The organism is Pseudomonas sp. PGPR N4, assembly GCF_059693665.1.
In genome coordinates, this window is record NZ_JCAUKV010000006.1 from 340,545 (window position 1) to 356,453 (window position 15,909).

Genomic DNA, 15,909 nt, shown 5'->3' on the forward strand with positions numbered 1-15,909 from the left:
CTGCGCTCGCTGCGCAGCATGCCCTATTCTGGTGCAAAGGTGCAGCGTTACTTCAAGCTGCCCGAGAGAAACTGCTGGAGCCGTTCCGACTGCGGATTGACCAGCACTTCACGCGGATTACCACGCTCCTCGACGATGCCTTTATGCAGGAACACCAGCTGATTGGAGACCTCGCGGGCAAAGCCCATTTCGTGGGTCACCACGACCATGGTGCGGCCCTCCTGGGCCAACGACTGCATGACCTTGAGCACATCACCGACCAGCTCCGGGTCGAGTGCCGAGGTCGGCTCGTCGAACAGCATCACCTCCGGCTCCATGGCCAGCGCACGGGCAATCGCCACACGTTGCTGCTCACCACCGGACATATGCCCAGGGTAGGCGTCCTTGCGGTGCGAGACGCCGACCTTGGCCAGGTAATGCTCGGCTTTCTCCAGAGCTTCTTTCTTGTTCATGCCGAGCACATGCACCGGCGCTTCGATGATGTTCTCGAGCGCGGTCATGTGCGCCCACAGATTGAAATGCTGAAACACCATCGACAGGCGCGAACGCATCCGCTGCAACTGGCGCGGATCGGCCGCCTTGAGCGCGCCTTCCTTGCCGGCAACCAGCTTGAGCTCTTCGTTGTTGAGCAGAATCTTGCCCGCATGCGGTTGCTCGAGCAGGTTGATGCAACGCAGGAAGGTCGACTTGCCCGAACCGCTGGAGCCGATGATGCTGATCACATCGCCGGCCTTGGCCGCCAGGGACACGCCCTTGAGCACTTCATGGCTGCCGTAGCGCTTGTGCAGGTCTTGGACTTCGAGTTTGTACATGCTGTCGGTTCTCACAGAGCGGTCAGTGCTTGCGCGGCGCCAGGTAGCCCAGCCAGCGGCGTTCGGCCATCTTGAACAGGCGCACCAGAATGAAGGTCAGGCACAGGTAGAACACACCCGCGGTGATGTAGGCCTCGAAAGGCAGGTAGTACTGGGCATTGACGGTACGCGCCGCGCCGGTGATGTCGATCAGGGTCACGATCGAGGCCAGGCTGGTGGTCTGCAGCATCATGATCACTTCGTTGCTGTACTGCGGCAGCGCGCGGCGCATGGCAGACGGCAGCAGGATCCGGCGGTACATCTTGTAGCGCGACATGCCCATCGCCTTGGCAGCTTCGATCTCGCCATGGGGCGTGGCCTTGAGGCTGCCGGCGATGATTTCAGCGGTGTAGGCGCTGGTATTGACGGCAAACGCCAGGCACGCGCAGAAAGTTGCGCTGGACAGCCACGGCCAGAAGATACTCTCGCGCACTGCCTCGAACTGAGCCAGGCCGTAGTAGATCAAGAACAGCTGCACCAGCATTGGCGTGCCGCGAATGACATAGGTGTAGAGCCAGGCCGGCACATTCACCAGCGGCTGCTTGGACACCCGCATCAGCCCCAGCGGTACCGCTGCCAGCAAACCGAACAGCAGCGAGAACGCCAGCAATTTCAGGGTCGTCAGCAAGCCGCCCAGGTACAGCGGCATGGCTTCCCAGATGACGTTGTAGTCAAAGATCATAGTTCTGCCGCCTTGACGCCTACCGAGTAGCGCCGTTCAAGGTATTTCAACGCCAGCAGCGAAACACTGGTGAGCACCAGGTACAGCGCAGCCACCGCCAGGAAGAAAGTGAAGGGTTCGCGGGTGGCATCAGCCGCCTGCTTGGCCTTGAACATCATGTCTTGCAGACCGACCACCGAGATCAACGCGGTCGCCTTGGTCAATACCAGCCAGTTGTTGGTAAAGCCCGGAATGGCCAGGCGGATCATCTGCGGCACCATCACCCGGAAGAACACCTGGCGGCTGCTCATGCCGTAAGCCACACCGGCTTCGGCCTGCCCTTTGGGGATACCCAGGAACGCGCCGCGGAAGGTTTCCGACAGGTACGCGCCAAAGATGAACCCCAGCGTACCGATACCGGCAGCCAGCGGGTTGAGGTCGATGTAGTCGTCATAGCCCAACAGTGGCGCCAGCCGATTGAGCAAGTCCTGGCCACCGTAGAAAATCAGCAGGATCAACACCAGATCCGGGATGCCGCGGATGACCGTGGCATACATATCGCCGAGCCAGGCCAGCCAGCGTACCGGCGACAGGCGCAGCGCCACGCCGATCAGACCGAGCACGATGGCCAGGGCCATCGACGACAGGGCGAGCTGTAGCGTCAGCCACGCCCCATCGAGGATGACTGCCCCGTAGCCTTTCAACATGATTGGGATTCCTCAGACCTAGGGAATGAAAAATGGTGCAAACCTCAGAGCCTCTGCTGTTTGCACCATTGCACAGTTGCGGTCCGACGTCTTACTTGGCCTCAGGCCCGTAGATGTCGAAATTGAAGTACTTGTCCTGGATCTTCTTGTACTCGCCGTTGGCGCGAATCGCGGCAATGGCAGCGTTGATCCGATCGAGGTTGGCCTTGTCACCCTTGCGCACGGCGATACCGATGCCGTCGCCGAAGTACTTGGCGTCGGTGAAGGCCGGACCTACAAAGGCAAAGCCCTTGCCGGCGTCGGTCTTGAGGAAGCCGTCTTCGAGCAGGGTGGCGTCGGCGACAGTGCCATCGAGACGACCGGCAGCGACATCCAGGTAGATTTCGTTCTGCGTGCCGTAAGGCACGACAGTTGCGCCTTGCGGGGCCAGTACTTCATTGGCGAAGCGGTTGTGGATCGAGCCGCGCTGCACGCCGATCTTCTTGCCCTTGAGCTCGGCCAGCGAGTCGCTGACGGTAGTGCCGTCTTTCATCACCAGACGTGCCGGGGTCAGGTAGTAGCGGTTGGTGAAGTCGACCGACTTCTTGCGATCGTCGGTGATCGACATCGACGACAGGATCGCGTCGATCTTGCGCACCTTGAGTGCCGGGATCAGGCCGTCGAACTCTTGCTCGACCCAGGTGCACTTGACCTTCATCTCGGTGCACAGGGCATTGCCGATGTCGTAGTCAAAGCCGGCAATGCTGCCATCAGGCTGCTTGAAGGCGAACGGAGGGTAAGCGGCCTCGATACCGATTTTCAGCGGTTTTTCATCGGCGTGCGATACCAGGGAAAACACGGACAGCGCCAGGGCGCCAAGCAGTGCAAGCTTCTTCATCAGGTAACTCCATCGGTACGGGGCAATACAAGGCAGGGGGTAACAGCTGCCCGAATGCGAATGGGTACAACGCAAGCCGCGAGAGGTATCGACCAGGGCCGCAGACCACGAGCGAGTGAGTGGCATTCTAACGACAGCCCGTTAGTCGATATTTCTTCAAAGCGACAACTAGTTATAGAAGCGCATGAAACAGTAGCGGGCGATATTGACAGCCCTTACGATTTATGCAAGAGCGAAAAGGAAACAACCTGTAAACGAAGCAATAAGTGCGCCTATTATTGGCAAAGCCTTGTAATACGGCAAGTGCAGCGTGTCATCGGTTTTGCTGACAGCCAAGGCAGCCCTGTTTTGGGGCCCGAGTGGGTAGCCACGCCCCGCCTTGGTGCGGCGGCGGTGACAGAATCGGTTACCGATGAATGTCGAAGTAACAGAATGCAAAAACCCCGCCGAAGCGGGGCTTTGGGGAGTGGGGCTGCTGCGCGCCCCCTCCACACCGATTAGTCAAGCCGAAGCCAGGTTCATCGACTTGTGCGTATCGATCAAATGCTGCACCACACCAGGGTCGGCCAAGGTCGAAATATCACCCAAGGCATCGTACTCAGCCGTGGCGATCTTGCGCAGGATCCGTCGCATGATCTTGCCCGAGCGGGTCTTCGGCAGCCCTGGCGCCCACTGGATAACATCCGGCGAAGCAATCGGGCCGATCTCCTTGCGCACCCAGTTTTTCAGCTCAAGGCGCAACTGCTCGCTAGGCTCGATACCGGAGTTGAGGGTGACATAGACATAGATGCCCTGCCCCTTGATGTCGTGCGGCACACCCACCACCGCCGCCTCGGCGACCTTTGCATGAGCGACCATCGCGCTTTCGATCTCGGCGGTACCCATGCGGTGGCCGGAAACGTTGAGCACGTCATCCACACGACCGGTGATCCAGTAGTAGCCATCTTCATCGCGACGGGCGCCGTCACCGGTGAAGTACATGCCGCGGAAGGTCTTGAAATAGGTATCGACGAAGCGGTCATGATCGCCATACAGCGAGCGCGACTGGCCTGGCCACGAATCGAGAATCACCAGGTTACCCTCGGCCGCACCATCAATCAGGTTGCCGAGGTTGTCGACCAGCGCCGGCACCACACCGAAGAACGGCCGCGTCGCCGAGCCCGGCTTGAGGCCAGTCGCGCCTGGCAGCGGGCTGATAAGGATGCCGCCGGTTTCGGTCTGCCACCAGGTGTCGACGATCGGGCAACGGCCCTTGCCTACGGCCTGGTGGTACCAGTTCCAGGCTTCCGGGTTGATCGGCTCGCCGACCGAGCCGAGCAGGCGCAGGCTTGAGCCATCGGCACCTTCGACTGCAGCCTGCCCCTCAGCCATCATTGCGCGGATCGCGGTCGGTGCGGTGTAGAGGATATTGACCTTGTGCTTGTCGATGATCTTCGACACACGAGTGATGTCCGGATAGTTTGGCACACCCTCGAACAACACGGTGGTAGCGCCGTTGGCCAGCGGGCCGTAGACGATGTAGCTGTGGCCGGTGATCCAGCCGACGTCGGCGGTGCACCAGTAGACTTCACCCGGGCGGTAGTCGAATACCCGCTCATGGGTCAGCGCGGCGTAAACCATGTAGCCGCCGGTGGTGTGCAAGACGCCCTTTGGCTTGCCGGTGGAACCTGAGGTGTAGAGGATGAACAGCGCTTCTTCGGCGCCCATTTCTTTCGGTGCGCAGTGGCTGGAAGCAACCTTCATCAGGTCTTCGTACCAGATATCGCGATGCTGGTGCCAGGCGATGTCGCCGCCGGTGCGCTTGCAGACGATGATCTTCTGCACGCTGCTGGTTTCCGGGTTGGTCAGCGCCAGGTCGACGTTGCCCTTGAGCGGAGTACGGCGACCGCCTCGCAGGCCCTCGTCGGCAGTGATGACGATCTTCGACTTGCAGTCGATGATCCGCCCCGCAAGTGCTTCTGGCGAGAAACCACCGAAGACTACCGAATGGATCGCACCGATGCGGGCACAGGCCAGCATGGCGACCACAGCTTCGGGGATCATCGGCATGTAGATGGTCACCACGTCACCGCGGTGCACGTCCTGGCCACGCAAGGCGTTGGCGAACTTGCAGACCTGCTCGTGCAGTTCGCGGTAGGTGATGTTGCGGCTCTCGGAAGGGTCGTCGCCCTCCCAGATGATTGCTACCTGATCGCCACGCTCTTCAAGGTGACGGTCCAGACAGTTGTAGGAAACGTTGAGGGTGCCATCGGCGAACCATTTGATATCGACATGATGGTCGTCGAACGAGGTCTGCTTGACCTTGGTGAACGGCTTGATCCAGTCCAGCCGCTGAGCCTGCTCGCGCCAGAAACCATCGGGGTTGATCACCGATTGCTGGTACATGGCCTTGTAGGTGGCCTCGTCGGTCAGGGTGGTCGCCGCAACCTCGGGACGAACGGGATACAGTGGAGCCGCACTCATCTGTGATACCTCGGTGTAATAGTTGTTTTTGTATGGAACCGTTTTTAACTGTAACAGAGTGCTCAGGGCCATTCGACGTTGGTAGTAGCGTCCCCCTCCTTTACCCACTGCTCCCTCAGCGATGGCTCTAGATCAACCATGCCAGCACTTCGCCAGTCTTGTCACAGCACAGCGGCGCAGGATTGTTACAGAATCTGCCAACAGTCTTTATCAAAACCCGCTCTGTTTCAGCCGTACACCGCGGCCTAAAATTCATCTCGCCAACAACGGCAAGGCGATTAACTTCCGACAGTAGCCCCCACCCGGCAGGTGTTAATCCCAAGATAATTAAAACCCCTGATTATCGTTTTACGCGCAGCGCCAAACGCGCTGCGTGCACCCTCTCGCCCCTGTATAGGTAAACTGAAAATGAAAGCGTTACTGGTATTGGCACTTGGCACTCTTTGCAGCACCGCGGCACTGGCCGACGACCTTGCAAACAACGCCAAGCAGATCCCGGTTGAACAGTACAACTACTCGCAGCACCTGGACATCGCCCGCGTTATCTCGATGAGCGCGGTGCCCAATGTCTGCGAAGTGGTACCGGCCCGCATGACCTATGAAGACTCGCAGGGCCAACAGCACATTCTCGAATACCGAGTGATGGGCAACGGCTGCTCGAACGGTTAAGCAGCATGAAACAGGGGCCCGCAAGGCCCCTTTCGCTTAATCCGCACTATTGATCCGCTGATTTACCCAGCGCATATTCTCGCAACTTATTGGCGATGGTCGTATGTGAAACGCCCAAGCGCTTACCCAACGCACGACTACTTGGAAACTCCGCCAACAACGATTCCAACACCGCCCTTTCAAAACGCCCGACAATATCAGCAAGTTGCCCCTCCAGGGAAAACTCGCCCAACGGTTGGCGCACACCATAATCCGGCAAACGGATATGCTCACTTTTAACCACACCGCCCTCACACAATGAAACGGCTTGAAACAGTACATTCTCAAGTTGGCGCACATTGCCCGGCCAGTGATAGTGCGCGAGTTTATCCATGGCCGCCGACACCAACTTGGGTAGTGGGCAGCCAATCTGCCGGCTGGCTTGATCCAGAAAATGCTCGACCAAGCCGTCCAGGCCATCCATGCATTCACGCAGCGGCGGAATGTGCAGCGAGAGCACGTTCAAGCGGTGGTACAGGTCCTGGCGGAACTCACCCCGCGCGCACAACTCGGACAAGTCCACCTGGGTCGCGCAGATGACCCGTACATCCAGGTATACCTCTTCATCACTGCCGACCCGACGAAAGCAGCCGTCCTGCAAAAAGCGCAGCAGCTTGACCTGCAGACGCGGGCTCATCTCGGCAACGCCATCGAGGAACAAGGTGCCGCCTGCGGTCAGCTCGAGCAGACCGAGCTTGCCCTCGGCGCGGGCACCTTCGAATGCGCCCGGGCCATAGCCAAACAGCTCGGTCTCGGCCATCGACTCCGGCAAGCCGGCACAGTTGAGCGCCATCAACGGCGCCTGACCGCGCGGGCTGGCCAGGTGACAGGCGCGCGCCAGCAGCTCCTTGCCCGTGCCGGTTTCACCTTCAATCAACAGCGGCGCATCCAGAGGCGCCATGCGCCGCGCCTCGCGCACTACCGCCGCCATTACTTTCGAGCTTTGGAAGATACTGTCAAAGCCGCGCAGCTCCTGCTTGCGCACATTGTAGATACGCTCGCCGATGCGGTCGGCGCGGTGCAGGGTCAACACAGCACCGGCCAGCGCTTCGCTTTCATCGTGCTCGGACTGTAGCGGCGCGATATCTGCCAGAAACACATCGCCCTTGAGCTTGACCCGCAGGCCGTTGATCCGCGACTGGTTGGCGCGGACCAGTTCAGGCAGGTCAAAGTCCTCGACATAGCGCGCCAGCGGCAAGCCCGGCACCTCATCCACACGCACGCCCAGCAACTGCGCGGCGGCCCGGTTGGCGGCGACGATGCTGCCGCCCATGTCCACCGACAGCACCGGAAACTCGAGCGCGCCCAGCAGGGCGTTGAGCTCCATGTGCCGGCGCTCACTGGGCATCAGGCCGACCCGCTTGACGCCGAATACGCCGGTGATGGCTTCGAACTTGGGCCGTAACGCCTGAAACTGCAGGTTCACCAGGTTCGGGCAATGCAGGTAGATCGCATTGCCATGGTCGCCGCCCACCTCCCCCCGCAGCACGTTGATCCCGTACCCCACCAGCAGGTTGAGGATGTCCCGCAGGATGCCGATGCGGTTCTGGCAATGCACTTTGATACGCATGTAGATATCTCGAAGCTGCCGATTTTTTAACCGGCACGCAGAAAAGTCGTAAAGATAAGCTGACAAAAATAGCGCTTAGCTACCGCGCATGGCCGCGATTTTCCGGGATCACCGGCGTTTTGTAAAATTAACGTTACGAAACCACAACCGGAAGCGGGTTAACGTGCGCGTTAACCCGATGCAAAACCTTCGGCAACGGGATATTCCTAAGGGCAGTCGCAATCAAAACAATAAAGCCCTCACCAGGAGAGCCACATGAAACAGACGCACTACGTGGCCCGCGAGCCCGATGCGAACGGTTTTATCGACTACCCGCAAGACGAGCACGCAGTCTGGAATACCTTGATCACCCGCCAGTTAAAGGTGATCGAAGGCCGTGCGTGCCAGGAGTACCTGGACGGCATCGAGCAGCTCAAGCTGCCCCATGAGCGCATTCCCCAGTTGGGCGAGATCAACAAAGTGCTTGGCGCCACCACGGGCTGGCAGGTTGCACGCGTGCCAGCATTGATCCCGTTCCAGACCTTTTTCGAACTGCTTGCCAGCAAGCGCTTTCCGGTGGCTACCTTCATCCGCACCCGTGAAGAACTGGACTACCTGCAAGAGCCGGATATCTTTCATGAAATCTTCGGCCACTGCCCGCTGCTGACCAACCCATGGTTCGCCGAATTCACCCACACCTATGGCAAGCTGGGCCTGGCTGCGACCAAGGAAGAGCGGGTGTACCTGGCCCGGCTGTACTGGATGACCATCGAATTCGGCTTGATGGATACCGCGCAAGGCCAACGTATCTACGGCGGCGGCATCCTCTCCTCACCCAAGGAGACCGTCTACAGTCTGTCCAGCGAGCCTGAGCATCAGGCCTTCGACCCGATCGAGGCGATGCGCACGCCTTATCGCATCGATATCCTGCAGCCGGTGTACTTCGTCCTGCCCAACCTCAAGCGCCTGTTCGACCTGGCCCATGAAGACATCATGGGCATGGTCCACCAGGGCATGCAGCTGGGCCTGCACGCACCCAAGTTTCCACCCAAGGTTGCTGCCTGAAGCCACCTTGACGATAACAACTCGAATTGGAACCACACCATGAATGCCTTGAATCAAGCCCACTGCGAAGCCTGCCGCGCCGACGCCCCGCAGGTCAGCGAAGCCGAACTGCCCGAGCTGATCCGGCAGATCCCCGATTGGAACATCGAAGTGCGTGACGGCCATATGGAGCTGGAACGGGTATTCCTGTTCAAGAACTTCAAGCACGCCCTGGCCTTTACCAATGCCGTTGGCGAAATCGCCGAAGCCGAAGGCCACCACCCTGGTCTGATGACCGAATGGGGCAAAGTCACTGTGACCTGGTGGAGCCATTCGATCAAAGGTCTGCACCGCAATGACTTCATCATGTGCGCCCGCACCGATGAAGTGGCCAAGAACGCCGAAGGCCGCAAGTAACCTGCCTGGCAGCGCCCGCAGAGGCCGTGGACTCTGCGGGCGCTTGCCGTTTCAACTGCATCCCCTGCCACGTGCTGCGTCCGATATCCGCCCGCTAGCCGACAGCTGATCGGCAAAAAGTTCAAACTGTCATGTCGACTGCTGTATCCTGCCCAAGCTTTTTCAAAGCCACACACGCGCCTGGCGCAGCCTTTTCAACTCACACTTGCGAGGACGACGAGATGCATGAGATCCCGAATCATCCCTTCCCAAGCCTGAACCCCGAAGAGCACACCGTTGCCGCCCACTCTGAACCGACGCCAGCCGTCGAGCAGAATGGCGACGATACATCCAGCGCTGATCAGGAATAACCGCGCACGGCAGTGTGAAAACGGCTGAACACGGGAAACCCCACTTCATCACGTTTTCACACCGTCCAGAGTACCGCTGGCAAGCCCAGCCTCATCAGCCAGACCTACCGCCCCCTCCTGCGGTCACCTCTCCATGACTCCCCCCACCTCGCTGAAATTCAGCGCAGGGCAAACTGCAGCACGACTTCGAGCGGATGGCGCAACTGCTTGTCAGCCAGGCGCTTGACCTGACTGCGGCAGGAATAGCCAGTCGCCAGGGGCTCACCCTGTTTATCCAGCTTGGTCGCCCACGACTGCTCGAAGATAGTCCGCGAGGTCTGCTGGTTGCGCGCCTCATGCCCATAAGTGCCAGACATGCCACAGCAGCCGGTGGCCTCGGTGACCAATGTCAGGCCCATACGTGCGAAGACCTGCTCCCATTGCCGAGTGCTGGCCGGTACGTTGGTTTTCTCGGTGCAGTGCGCCATCAAGCGGAAGCTGGCGCCAGTGGCTGGCACTTGCTCAGGCAGCACGTCGATCAGCCATTCCTGCGGCAACAGCACTTTCGGGCAGTCCTGCAGCCCCTCGACCTTCTGGTATTCCTGGCGATACACCAGGGTCATGGCCGGGTCTAGGCCTACCAATGGCACGCCACAGTCGGCCAGCGCCTTGAGCTGGCTGCCGTTGCGGATCGCCGCCTTGGCGAACGCACCGAGGAAGCCCTGCACGTGCAGCGGCTTGCCATTGGCGCTATAGGGCGCGAGGAAAACACGGTGGCCGAGGCGATGGGCAAGCTCGATGAATGACGCCAACAGCGGCGTTTCGAAGTAGCGGGTGAAGGCATCCTGCACCAGCACGATACTGCGCTCGCGCTGGGCGGGGGTCAGTTCGCGCAGGGTCGGCACAGTGGCCATCTGCACACGGCAACGGGTCAGCGTCGCCTGGAAGTTGAAGCGGCTGATCAATGGGCTGTCGACCATGCCGACTTTGTCGGCCAGCAACTTGCTGACCCACTTCGAGCCCATCACCGCGTTGTACAGGCCCGGCGCGTGGGCGAGGTACGGGATGCTGAATTCCAGCGAGCCAATCAAGTAATCGCGCAGTGGCCGCTGGTAACGACCGTGGTACAGCTCAAGGAAGCGCGAGCGGAAGTCCGGCACGTTGACCTTGATCGGGCACTGGCCTGCGCAGGATTTACAGGCCAGGCAACCGGCCATTGCATCGTACACCTCGTGGGAAAAGTCGACCTCCCCCTGCTGCTGTGCACGATTGTTGCGCAGCCGCGTCGGCAAGCCCTTGAGCCAGGAGACCTTGCTGCGCGCCGCGGCCAGCACGTCGATATCCGCCGCCCCTTGCAGGCGCAGCCACTCGCGCATCAACGAGGCACGGCCCTTGGGCGAATGCTGGCGCTCGCGGGTGGCCTTCCAGGACGGGCACATGGCGTCGTTGGGGTCGTAGTTGTAGCAGGCGCCGTTGCCGTTGCAGTGCACCGCGCTGCCAAAGCTCTGCCAGACGCGCTCGTCGATGGTCCGGTCGAGGTCACCACGCAGGGTCACGCCATCGACCTTGGTCAGGCCTTCGGCGCTGTCTGGCGGGGTGCATATCTTGCCGGGGTTGAGCTGGTTGTGCGGATCGAACGCGCCCTTCAGGCGCTGTAAGGCAGGATACAGCGCGCCGAAATACTCCGGCACATACTCCGAACGCAGGCCCTTGCCATGCTCGCCCCAGAGCAGCCCACCGTAGCGCTTGGTCAACGCTGCCACTGCATCCGAGATCGGTTTGACCAGCGCCGCCTGGGCCGGATCTTTCATGTCCAATGCCGGGCGCACGTGCAGTACGCCGGCATCGACGTGGCCGAACATGCCATAGGCCAGGCCATAGCTGTCGAGCAGCGCGCGGAACTCGGCAATGTAGTCGGCCAACTGCTCGGGCGGCACGGCGGTGTCTTCGACAAACGGCTGCGGGCGCACTTCGCCTTCGACGTTGCCCAGCAGGCCGACCGAGCGCTTGCGCATGGTGTATACGCGGGTGACCGCCTCGGCGCCCTCGGCCAGGGTGTGGCCGAGCCGTTCTACACCTTTGTCAGTCTGCAGATGGCCGATGAAAGCCTGCACCCGGGCATTCACCTCGGCAGGGTCATCACCACAGAACTCGATCAGGTTGATGCCCAGGGTTGGCCGCTCGGGATCCGCCGGGAAGTACTCGGCGACGCTGTGCCAGACGATATCCTGCATCGCCAGCAGCAGCACCTTGGAATCGACCGTTTCGATCGACAGCGGCTTGTGCGCCATCAGCGCATTGGCATCGCGCAGAGCATCCATGAAGCTGCTGTAGCGCACGTTGACCAGCACTGCGTATTTGGGGATCGGCAGCACGTTGAGCTTGGCTTCGACCACATAGCCCAGCGAACCCTCGGCGCCGCACAGCACGCTATTGAGGTTGAAGCGGCCCTGCTCGTCGCGCAGGTGCGCAAGGTCATAGCCGGTCAGGCAGCGATTGAGCTTGGGGAAGGTGGTCTCGATCAGTTCTGCCTGGGTTTCATGAATGTCGCGAGCAATGCGATACACCTCACCGGCGCGGCCGGGTGCGGCACAGGCCTGCTCCAGCGCAGCGTCATCGATCGGCAGGCTGTGCAGGCGTTCGCCGCCGAGCAGCACGCTGTGCAGTTCGAGCACGTGGTCGCGGGTCTTGCCGTAGGTGCAACTGCCCTGGCCGCTGGCATCGGTGTTGATCATGCCGCCAACGGTGGCGCGGTTTGAGGTAGACAGCTCGGGGGCGAAGAACAACCCGTGCGGTTTGAGCGCAGCATTGAGCTGGTCTTTGACCACACCCGCCTGGACCCGCACCCAACGCTGCTCGACGTTGATCTCGAGGATGTTGTTCATGTGCCGCGACAGGTCGACGATGATGCCATCGGTCAGCGACTGGCCATTGGTACCAGTGCCGCCGCCGCGCGGGGTCAGCTTGATGCCGGCAAAGCGCGGCTCGCTCATCAGTGCTGCAACCTTGGCCACGTCGTCTGCGTGCAACGGAAACACCGCCGCCTGCGGCAGGCGCTGGTAAATCGAGTTGTCGGTCGCGAGCACGGTACGGGTGGCGTAGTCGGCGCTGATCTGGCCGGCGAAGCCACTGCCACGCAGGGCTTCGAGGAATTCTGGGTAATTGGCGGCAGGCGCGCTGGTGTGCAACTGGGCGATCATCGTTGGATGGCCTCTTGATATGGGCTGATTCACGGTAAACCTGTCATTGCGGCATGCATCGCGCAGGCACTGATGACGAATAGGCCAATGTTCCTGTAGTTTGCCGCTGGGGGCAAACGGATATTCCTGCCGCTATTGATGAGCTTTATGAATGAATTACCGCCACCTGACGCCCTCGATGTCACTGCTGCTGGCCTTCGAGGCAGCCGCCCGGCATGAGAGCTACACACGCGCCGCCGCCGAGCTGTCGCTAACCCAAAGCGCGGTCAGCCGCCAGGTCCAGGCGCTGGAACAGCAACTGGGCCTGACGCTGTTTCGCCGCGAGGGCCGTCAGGTGCAGCTCACCGACGTCGGCCGGCTGTACCAGGGCGAGCTCAGCGAGGCGCTCGGGCGCATCCGCAGCGCGACCTTGCAGGCCTTGGCGTACCAGTCCGGCGTGGGCACACTGCGGCTGGCCACCCTGCCCACCTTCGGCTCGAAATGGCTGCTGCCACGCCTGCATGAGTTTTACGCGGCGCACCCGGGCATGCTGGTGCATATTCATTCGCGCATCGAAGCGATCAATTTCGACACCAGCGAAATCGACGCCGCCATCGGCGTGGCCAGCAATGACTTGCCCGGGCTGATCTGCCATCGCCTGCATGCCGAGCAACTGCTGGTGATCTTGCCGCCGGACGCAGCCCGCGATGGCCAGCAGTGGGACCCAACGCGGATCAGCCAGGAAGTACTGCTGAACGTGGCCAACAACCCTCATGCATGGGGCGAATGGTTCTCCCATCAGGAGCTGCCACACCGATCGATGCGCCTGGGGCCGAGCTTCGAGCTGACCTCGCACCTGATCCAGGCGGTGCGCGCCGGCATCGGCATTGGCCTGGTGCCGCGGATTCTGGTCGAGGAAGAATTGGCCAAGGGCGAGCTGTACAGCCCCGGCGCAGCCTTTGCCAGCCAACGCAGCTACTACCTGATCTATCCGCCGCGCAACGAAGCGTTGCCCTCGCTGCGGGCATTCCGTAGCTGGTTGCTGGCGCAGATCTGATCCGCAGCGAATAAAAAACCCGATGTCAGTGACCTGACATCGGGTTTTGGGTAAAGCCCGCGACCGTTTACTTGGCCACGCTCTCTACAACTGCCTCGGCAGGACCGGCACGCTTGCCGCCCTTGAGGACATAGGCCAGGTACATCACCAGCAGCCATACCGGGATGGCGTAGACCGACACCTGGATACCCGGGATCATCAGCATGGTGCCGAGGATCAGCACCACAAAAGCCATCACCAGGTAGTTGCCGTAGGGGTACCACAACGCCTTGAACAGCGGTTTCTGGCCTGTACGGTCAAGGTGCTGGCGGAACTTGAGGTGCGAGAAGCTGATCATCGCCCAGTTGATCACCAGCGCGGCCACTACCAGCGACATCAGCAGCTCGAGCGCATGCTGCGGCATGAAGTAGTTGAGCAGCACCGCTACCAGGGTGACCGCTGCCGAAGCCAGAATCGAACGAACCGGCACGCCGCGCTTGTCGATCTTGGCCAGGCCTGCTGGCGCATCGCCCTGCTCGGCCATGCCGTAGAGCATGCGCGCATTGCAGTAGGTGCCGCTGTTGTACACCGACAGCGCCGCGGTCAATACCACGAAGTTGAGCAGGTGCGCAGCAACGTCGCTACCCAGCAGCGAGAACACCTGCACGAACGGGCTGCTGCCGTAGCTGCCGCCGGCGGCTTCGATGCTGGCGACCAGGGTATTCCAAGGGGTCAGCGAGAGCAGGATCACCAGTGCACCGATATAGAAGATCAGGATGCGGTAGATGACCTGGTTGATCGCCTTGGGGATGACGGTTTTCGGCTTGTCAGCCTCAGCCGCCGTGAAGCCGAGCATCTCCAGGCCGCCAAACGAGAACATGATGATCGCCAGCGCCATCACCAGCCCCGTGACGCCATTGGGGAAGAACCCGCCATGCACCCACAGGTTGGTGACCGACGCTTCCGGACCGCCACTGCCCGAGGTGAGCATGTAGGCGCCCAGGCCGATCATGCCGACGATGGCCACGACTTTGATGATCGCGAACCAGAACTCGGTCTCGCCGAACACCTTCACGTTCATCAAGTTGATGGCGTTGATCAGCAGGAAGAACGCCGCCGCAGTGACCCAGGTCGGGATCTCGGGCCACCAGTAATGGACGTACTTGCCCACTGCCGACAGCTCCGACATGCCCACCAGGATGTACAGCACCCAGCAGTTCCAGCCCGACAGGAAGCCGGCAAAACCGCCCCAGTACTTGTGCGCAAAGTGGCTGAAGGAGCCTGCCACAGGCTCCTCGACAATCATCTCGCCGAGCTGGCGCATGATCATGAAGGCAATGAAGCCGCAGATGGCGTAGCCGAGGATCATCGATGGGCCGGCAGACGCCATTACTCCGGCTGAGCCGAGGAACAGGCCGGTACCAATCGCGCCGCCGAGGGCGATCAACTGGATGTGGCGGTTTTTCAGGCCCCGCTTGAGCTCGCCTGACTGCTTGATTTGTCCACTCATGAACGAAGTCACCTGCTTGTTTTTATCTGTGACGGAATCGGACCCACCGCACTCGTGGCGCAGCGGAATGGGCAAGGTGGTTACCTTGGATTTTTTCTGGATTCACGGGACGCGACGGGCAACAGGCCCAGGATCGGTCAGCCGGGAGTCAGCAGAAATGCGCGGTACGCAAAGGGGTCACAGGTAAAACGCGGCGCATTGTATACCCTCGCAAGCGCGCAGGCGTCAACGCGATGCGTCATTTCCTGTAGGAAAAGCGCACCGATCCGGTGGGAAGAGCCAGTTGTGGCGAACTGATCGGCGTACATTGCGCCTCCATTTGTTGTTTTATTAGCCGGGCTCTTTGGCCGGGCTGTGCACAGGGCATGGGGCTATATCAGCGTGTTGCGGGGCACTGGGCAAGGGCCTGGTTGGGTGCAGGGAGGGCTCTGGGGCGGGGGTTTGGCAAGTTTGCGTTACGCGGGGAGCGTTTGCTTGGGGAATCGAGGGATTCCGTAAGGATTTCTTTACGAAGCGGATGGAAAAGTTGCCAGGCATTGCGCCTGGGTTTGCCATCGAAACCACTGGGGCCGCAAAGC

12 protein-coding genes are annotated in these 15,909 nt (G+C 60.8%); 4 read left to right on the forward strand and 8 right to left on the reverse strand.

Annotated features, from left to right (window positions below; all coding sequences use genetic code 11):
* Window positions 1–47 precede the first annotated feature (47 nt).
* The 5 genes from AC58X1_RS21685 to acs all read right to left on the reverse strand — a co-directional run bounded on the left by AC58X1_RS21685 (window position 48) and on the right by acs (window position 5,559).
* Window positions 48–812 (reverse strand): ABC transporter ATP-binding protein, encoded by a 765-nt coding sequence (locus tag AC58X1_RS21685; protein ID WP_101317710.1) that lies wholly within the window; start codon window positions 810–812, stop codon window positions 48–50.
* 22 nt (window positions 813–834) lie between these two features.
* Window positions 835–1,533 (reverse strand): ABC transporter permease, encoded by a 699-nt coding sequence (locus AC58X1_RS21690; RefSeq protein WP_101317708.1) that lies wholly within the window; start codon window positions 1,531–1,533, stop codon window positions 835–837.
* Window positions 1,530–2,219: an ABC transporter permease gene (locus tag AC58X1_RS21695; protein WP_101317706.1), complete on the reverse strand. Its 690-nt coding sequence runs from the start codon at window positions 2,217–2,219 to the stop codon at window positions 1,530–1,532. Before AC58X1_RS21695 ends, AC58X1_RS21690 begins: the two co-directional genes overlap by 4 nt.
* Before the next feature lie 91 nt (window positions 2,220–2,310).
* Window positions 2,311–3,096, reverse strand: coding sequence for an ABC transporter substrate-binding protein (locus AC58X1_RS21700; protein WP_101317704.1), 786 nt, complete (start codon window positions 3,094–3,096; stop codon window positions 2,311–2,313).
* 501 nt (window positions 3,097–3,597) lie between these two features.
* On the reverse strand, window positions 3,598–5,559 hold the full coding sequence (gene acs, locus AC58X1_RS21705) for an acetate--CoA ligase (RefSeq protein ID WP_150569805.1): 1,962 nt from the start codon (window positions 5,557–5,559) through the stop codon (window positions 3,598–3,600).
* Window positions 5,560–5,967: 408 nt separating this feature from the next.
* Here acs and AC58X1_RS21710 point away from each other — a divergent pair, with 408 nt between their 5' ends.
* Complete coding sequence (locus AC58X1_RS21710; protein WP_101317702.1) at window positions 5,968–6,228, forward strand: DUF2790 domain-containing protein; 261 nt, start codon at window positions 5,968–5,970, stop codon at window positions 6,226–6,228.
* 46 nt (window positions 6,229–6,274) lie between these two features.
* On the opposite strand, the gene AC58X1_RS21715 is transcribed toward AC58X1_RS21710, so the two are convergent.
* Window positions 6,275–7,837: a sigma-54-dependent transcriptional regulator gene (locus AC58X1_RS21715; protein ID WP_497429440.1), complete on the reverse strand. Its 1,563-nt coding sequence runs from the start codon at window positions 7,835–7,837 to the stop codon at window positions 6,275–6,277.
* A 255-nt stretch (window positions 7,838–8,092) separates the two neighbouring features.
* Between AC58X1_RS21715 and phhA the strand changes: the two genes are divergently transcribed.
* A complete protein-coding gene (gene phhA, locus AC58X1_RS21720; protein WP_181088171.1) occupies window positions 8,093–8,881 on the forward strand; it encodes a phenylalanine 4-monooxygenase in 789 nt (262 codons plus the stop codon).
* A 39-nt stretch (window positions 8,882–8,920) separates the two neighbouring features.
* Window positions 8,921–9,277, forward strand: a complete 357-nt coding sequence (locus tag AC58X1_RS21725; RefSeq protein WP_101317695.1) for a 4a-hydroxytetrahydrobiopterin dehydratase — start codon at window positions 8,921–8,923, stop codon at window positions 9,275–9,277.
* Window positions 9,278–9,785: 508 nt separating this feature from the next.
* On the opposite strand, the gene ydiJ is transcribed toward AC58X1_RS21725, so the two are convergent.
* Entirely contained in the window at window positions 9,786–12,806 is a 3,021-nt protein-coding gene (gene ydiJ, locus AC58X1_RS21730) for a D-2-hydroxyglutarate dehydrogenase YdiJ (protein WP_497429441.1), read from the reverse strand.
* 151 nt (window positions 12,807–12,957) lie between these two features.
* Between ydiJ and AC58X1_RS21735 the strand changes: the two genes are divergently transcribed.
* Window positions 12,958–13,842 carry a LysR substrate-binding domain-containing protein gene (locus AC58X1_RS21735; protein WP_101317691.1) on the forward strand — a complete coding sequence of 295 codons (885 nt, stop codon included), beginning with the start codon at window positions 12,958–12,960 and terminating at the stop codon, window positions 13,840–13,842.
* Window positions 13,843–13,909: 67 nt separating this feature from the next.
* Here AC58X1_RS21735 and AC58X1_RS21740 read toward each other — a convergent pair whose 3' ends face one another.
* Window positions 13,910–15,331: an amino acid permease gene (locus tag AC58X1_RS21740; protein WP_101317689.1), complete on the reverse strand. Its 1,422-nt coding sequence runs from the start codon at window positions 15,329–15,331 to the stop codon at window positions 13,910–13,912.
* Between the last annotated feature and the right edge of the window lie 578 nt (window positions 15,332–15,909).

Bases quoted from the DNA above. Each gene is read 5' to 3' on its own strand.
- AC58X1_RS21695 (WP_101317706.1), bottom strand. From the start codon at position 2,219: ATGTTGAAAGGCTACGGGGCAGTCATCCTCGATGGGGCGTGGCTGACG.
- ydiJ (WP_497429441.1), bottom strand. From the start codon at position 12,806: ATGATCGCCCAGTTGCACACCAGCGCGCCTGCCGCCAATTACCCAGAA.
- AC58X1_RS21725 (WP_101317695.1), top strand. From the start codon at position 8,921: ATGAATGCCTTGAATCAAGCCCACTGCGAAGCCTGCCGCGCCGACGCC.
- AC58X1_RS21735 (WP_101317691.1), top strand. From the start codon at position 12,958: ATGAATTACCGCCACCTGACGCCCTCGATGTCACTGCTGCTGGCCTTC.
- acs (WP_150569805.1), bottom strand. From the start codon at position 5,559: ATGAGTGCGGCTCCACTGTATCCCGTTCGTCCCGAGGTTGCGGCGACC.
- AC58X1_RS21700 (WP_101317704.1), bottom strand. From the start codon at position 3,096: ATGAAGAAGCTTGCACTGCTTGGCGCCCTGGCGCTGTCCGTGTTTTCC.
- phhA (WP_181088171.1), top strand. From the start codon at position 8,093: ATGAAACAGACGCACTACGTGGCCCGCGAGCCCGATGCGAACGGTTTT.
- AC58X1_RS21690 (WP_101317708.1), bottom strand. From the start codon at position 1,533: ATGATCTTTGACTACAACGTCATCTGGGAAGCCATGCCGCTGTACCTG.
- AC58X1_RS21715 (WP_497429440.1), bottom strand. From the start codon at position 7,837: ATGCGTATCAAAGTGCATTGCCAGAACCGCATCGGCATCCTGCGGGAC.
- AC58X1_RS21710 (WP_101317702.1), top strand. From the start codon at position 5,968: ATGAAAGCGTTACTGGTATTGGCACTTGGCACTCTTTGCAGCACCGCG.
- AC58X1_RS21685 (WP_101317710.1), bottom strand. From the start codon at position 812: ATGTACAAACTCGAAGTCCAAGACCTGCACAAGCGCTACGGCAGCCAT.
- AC58X1_RS21740 (WP_101317689.1), bottom strand. From the start codon at position 15,331: ATGAGTGGACAAATCAAGCAGTCAGGCGAGCTCAAGCGGGGCCTGAAA.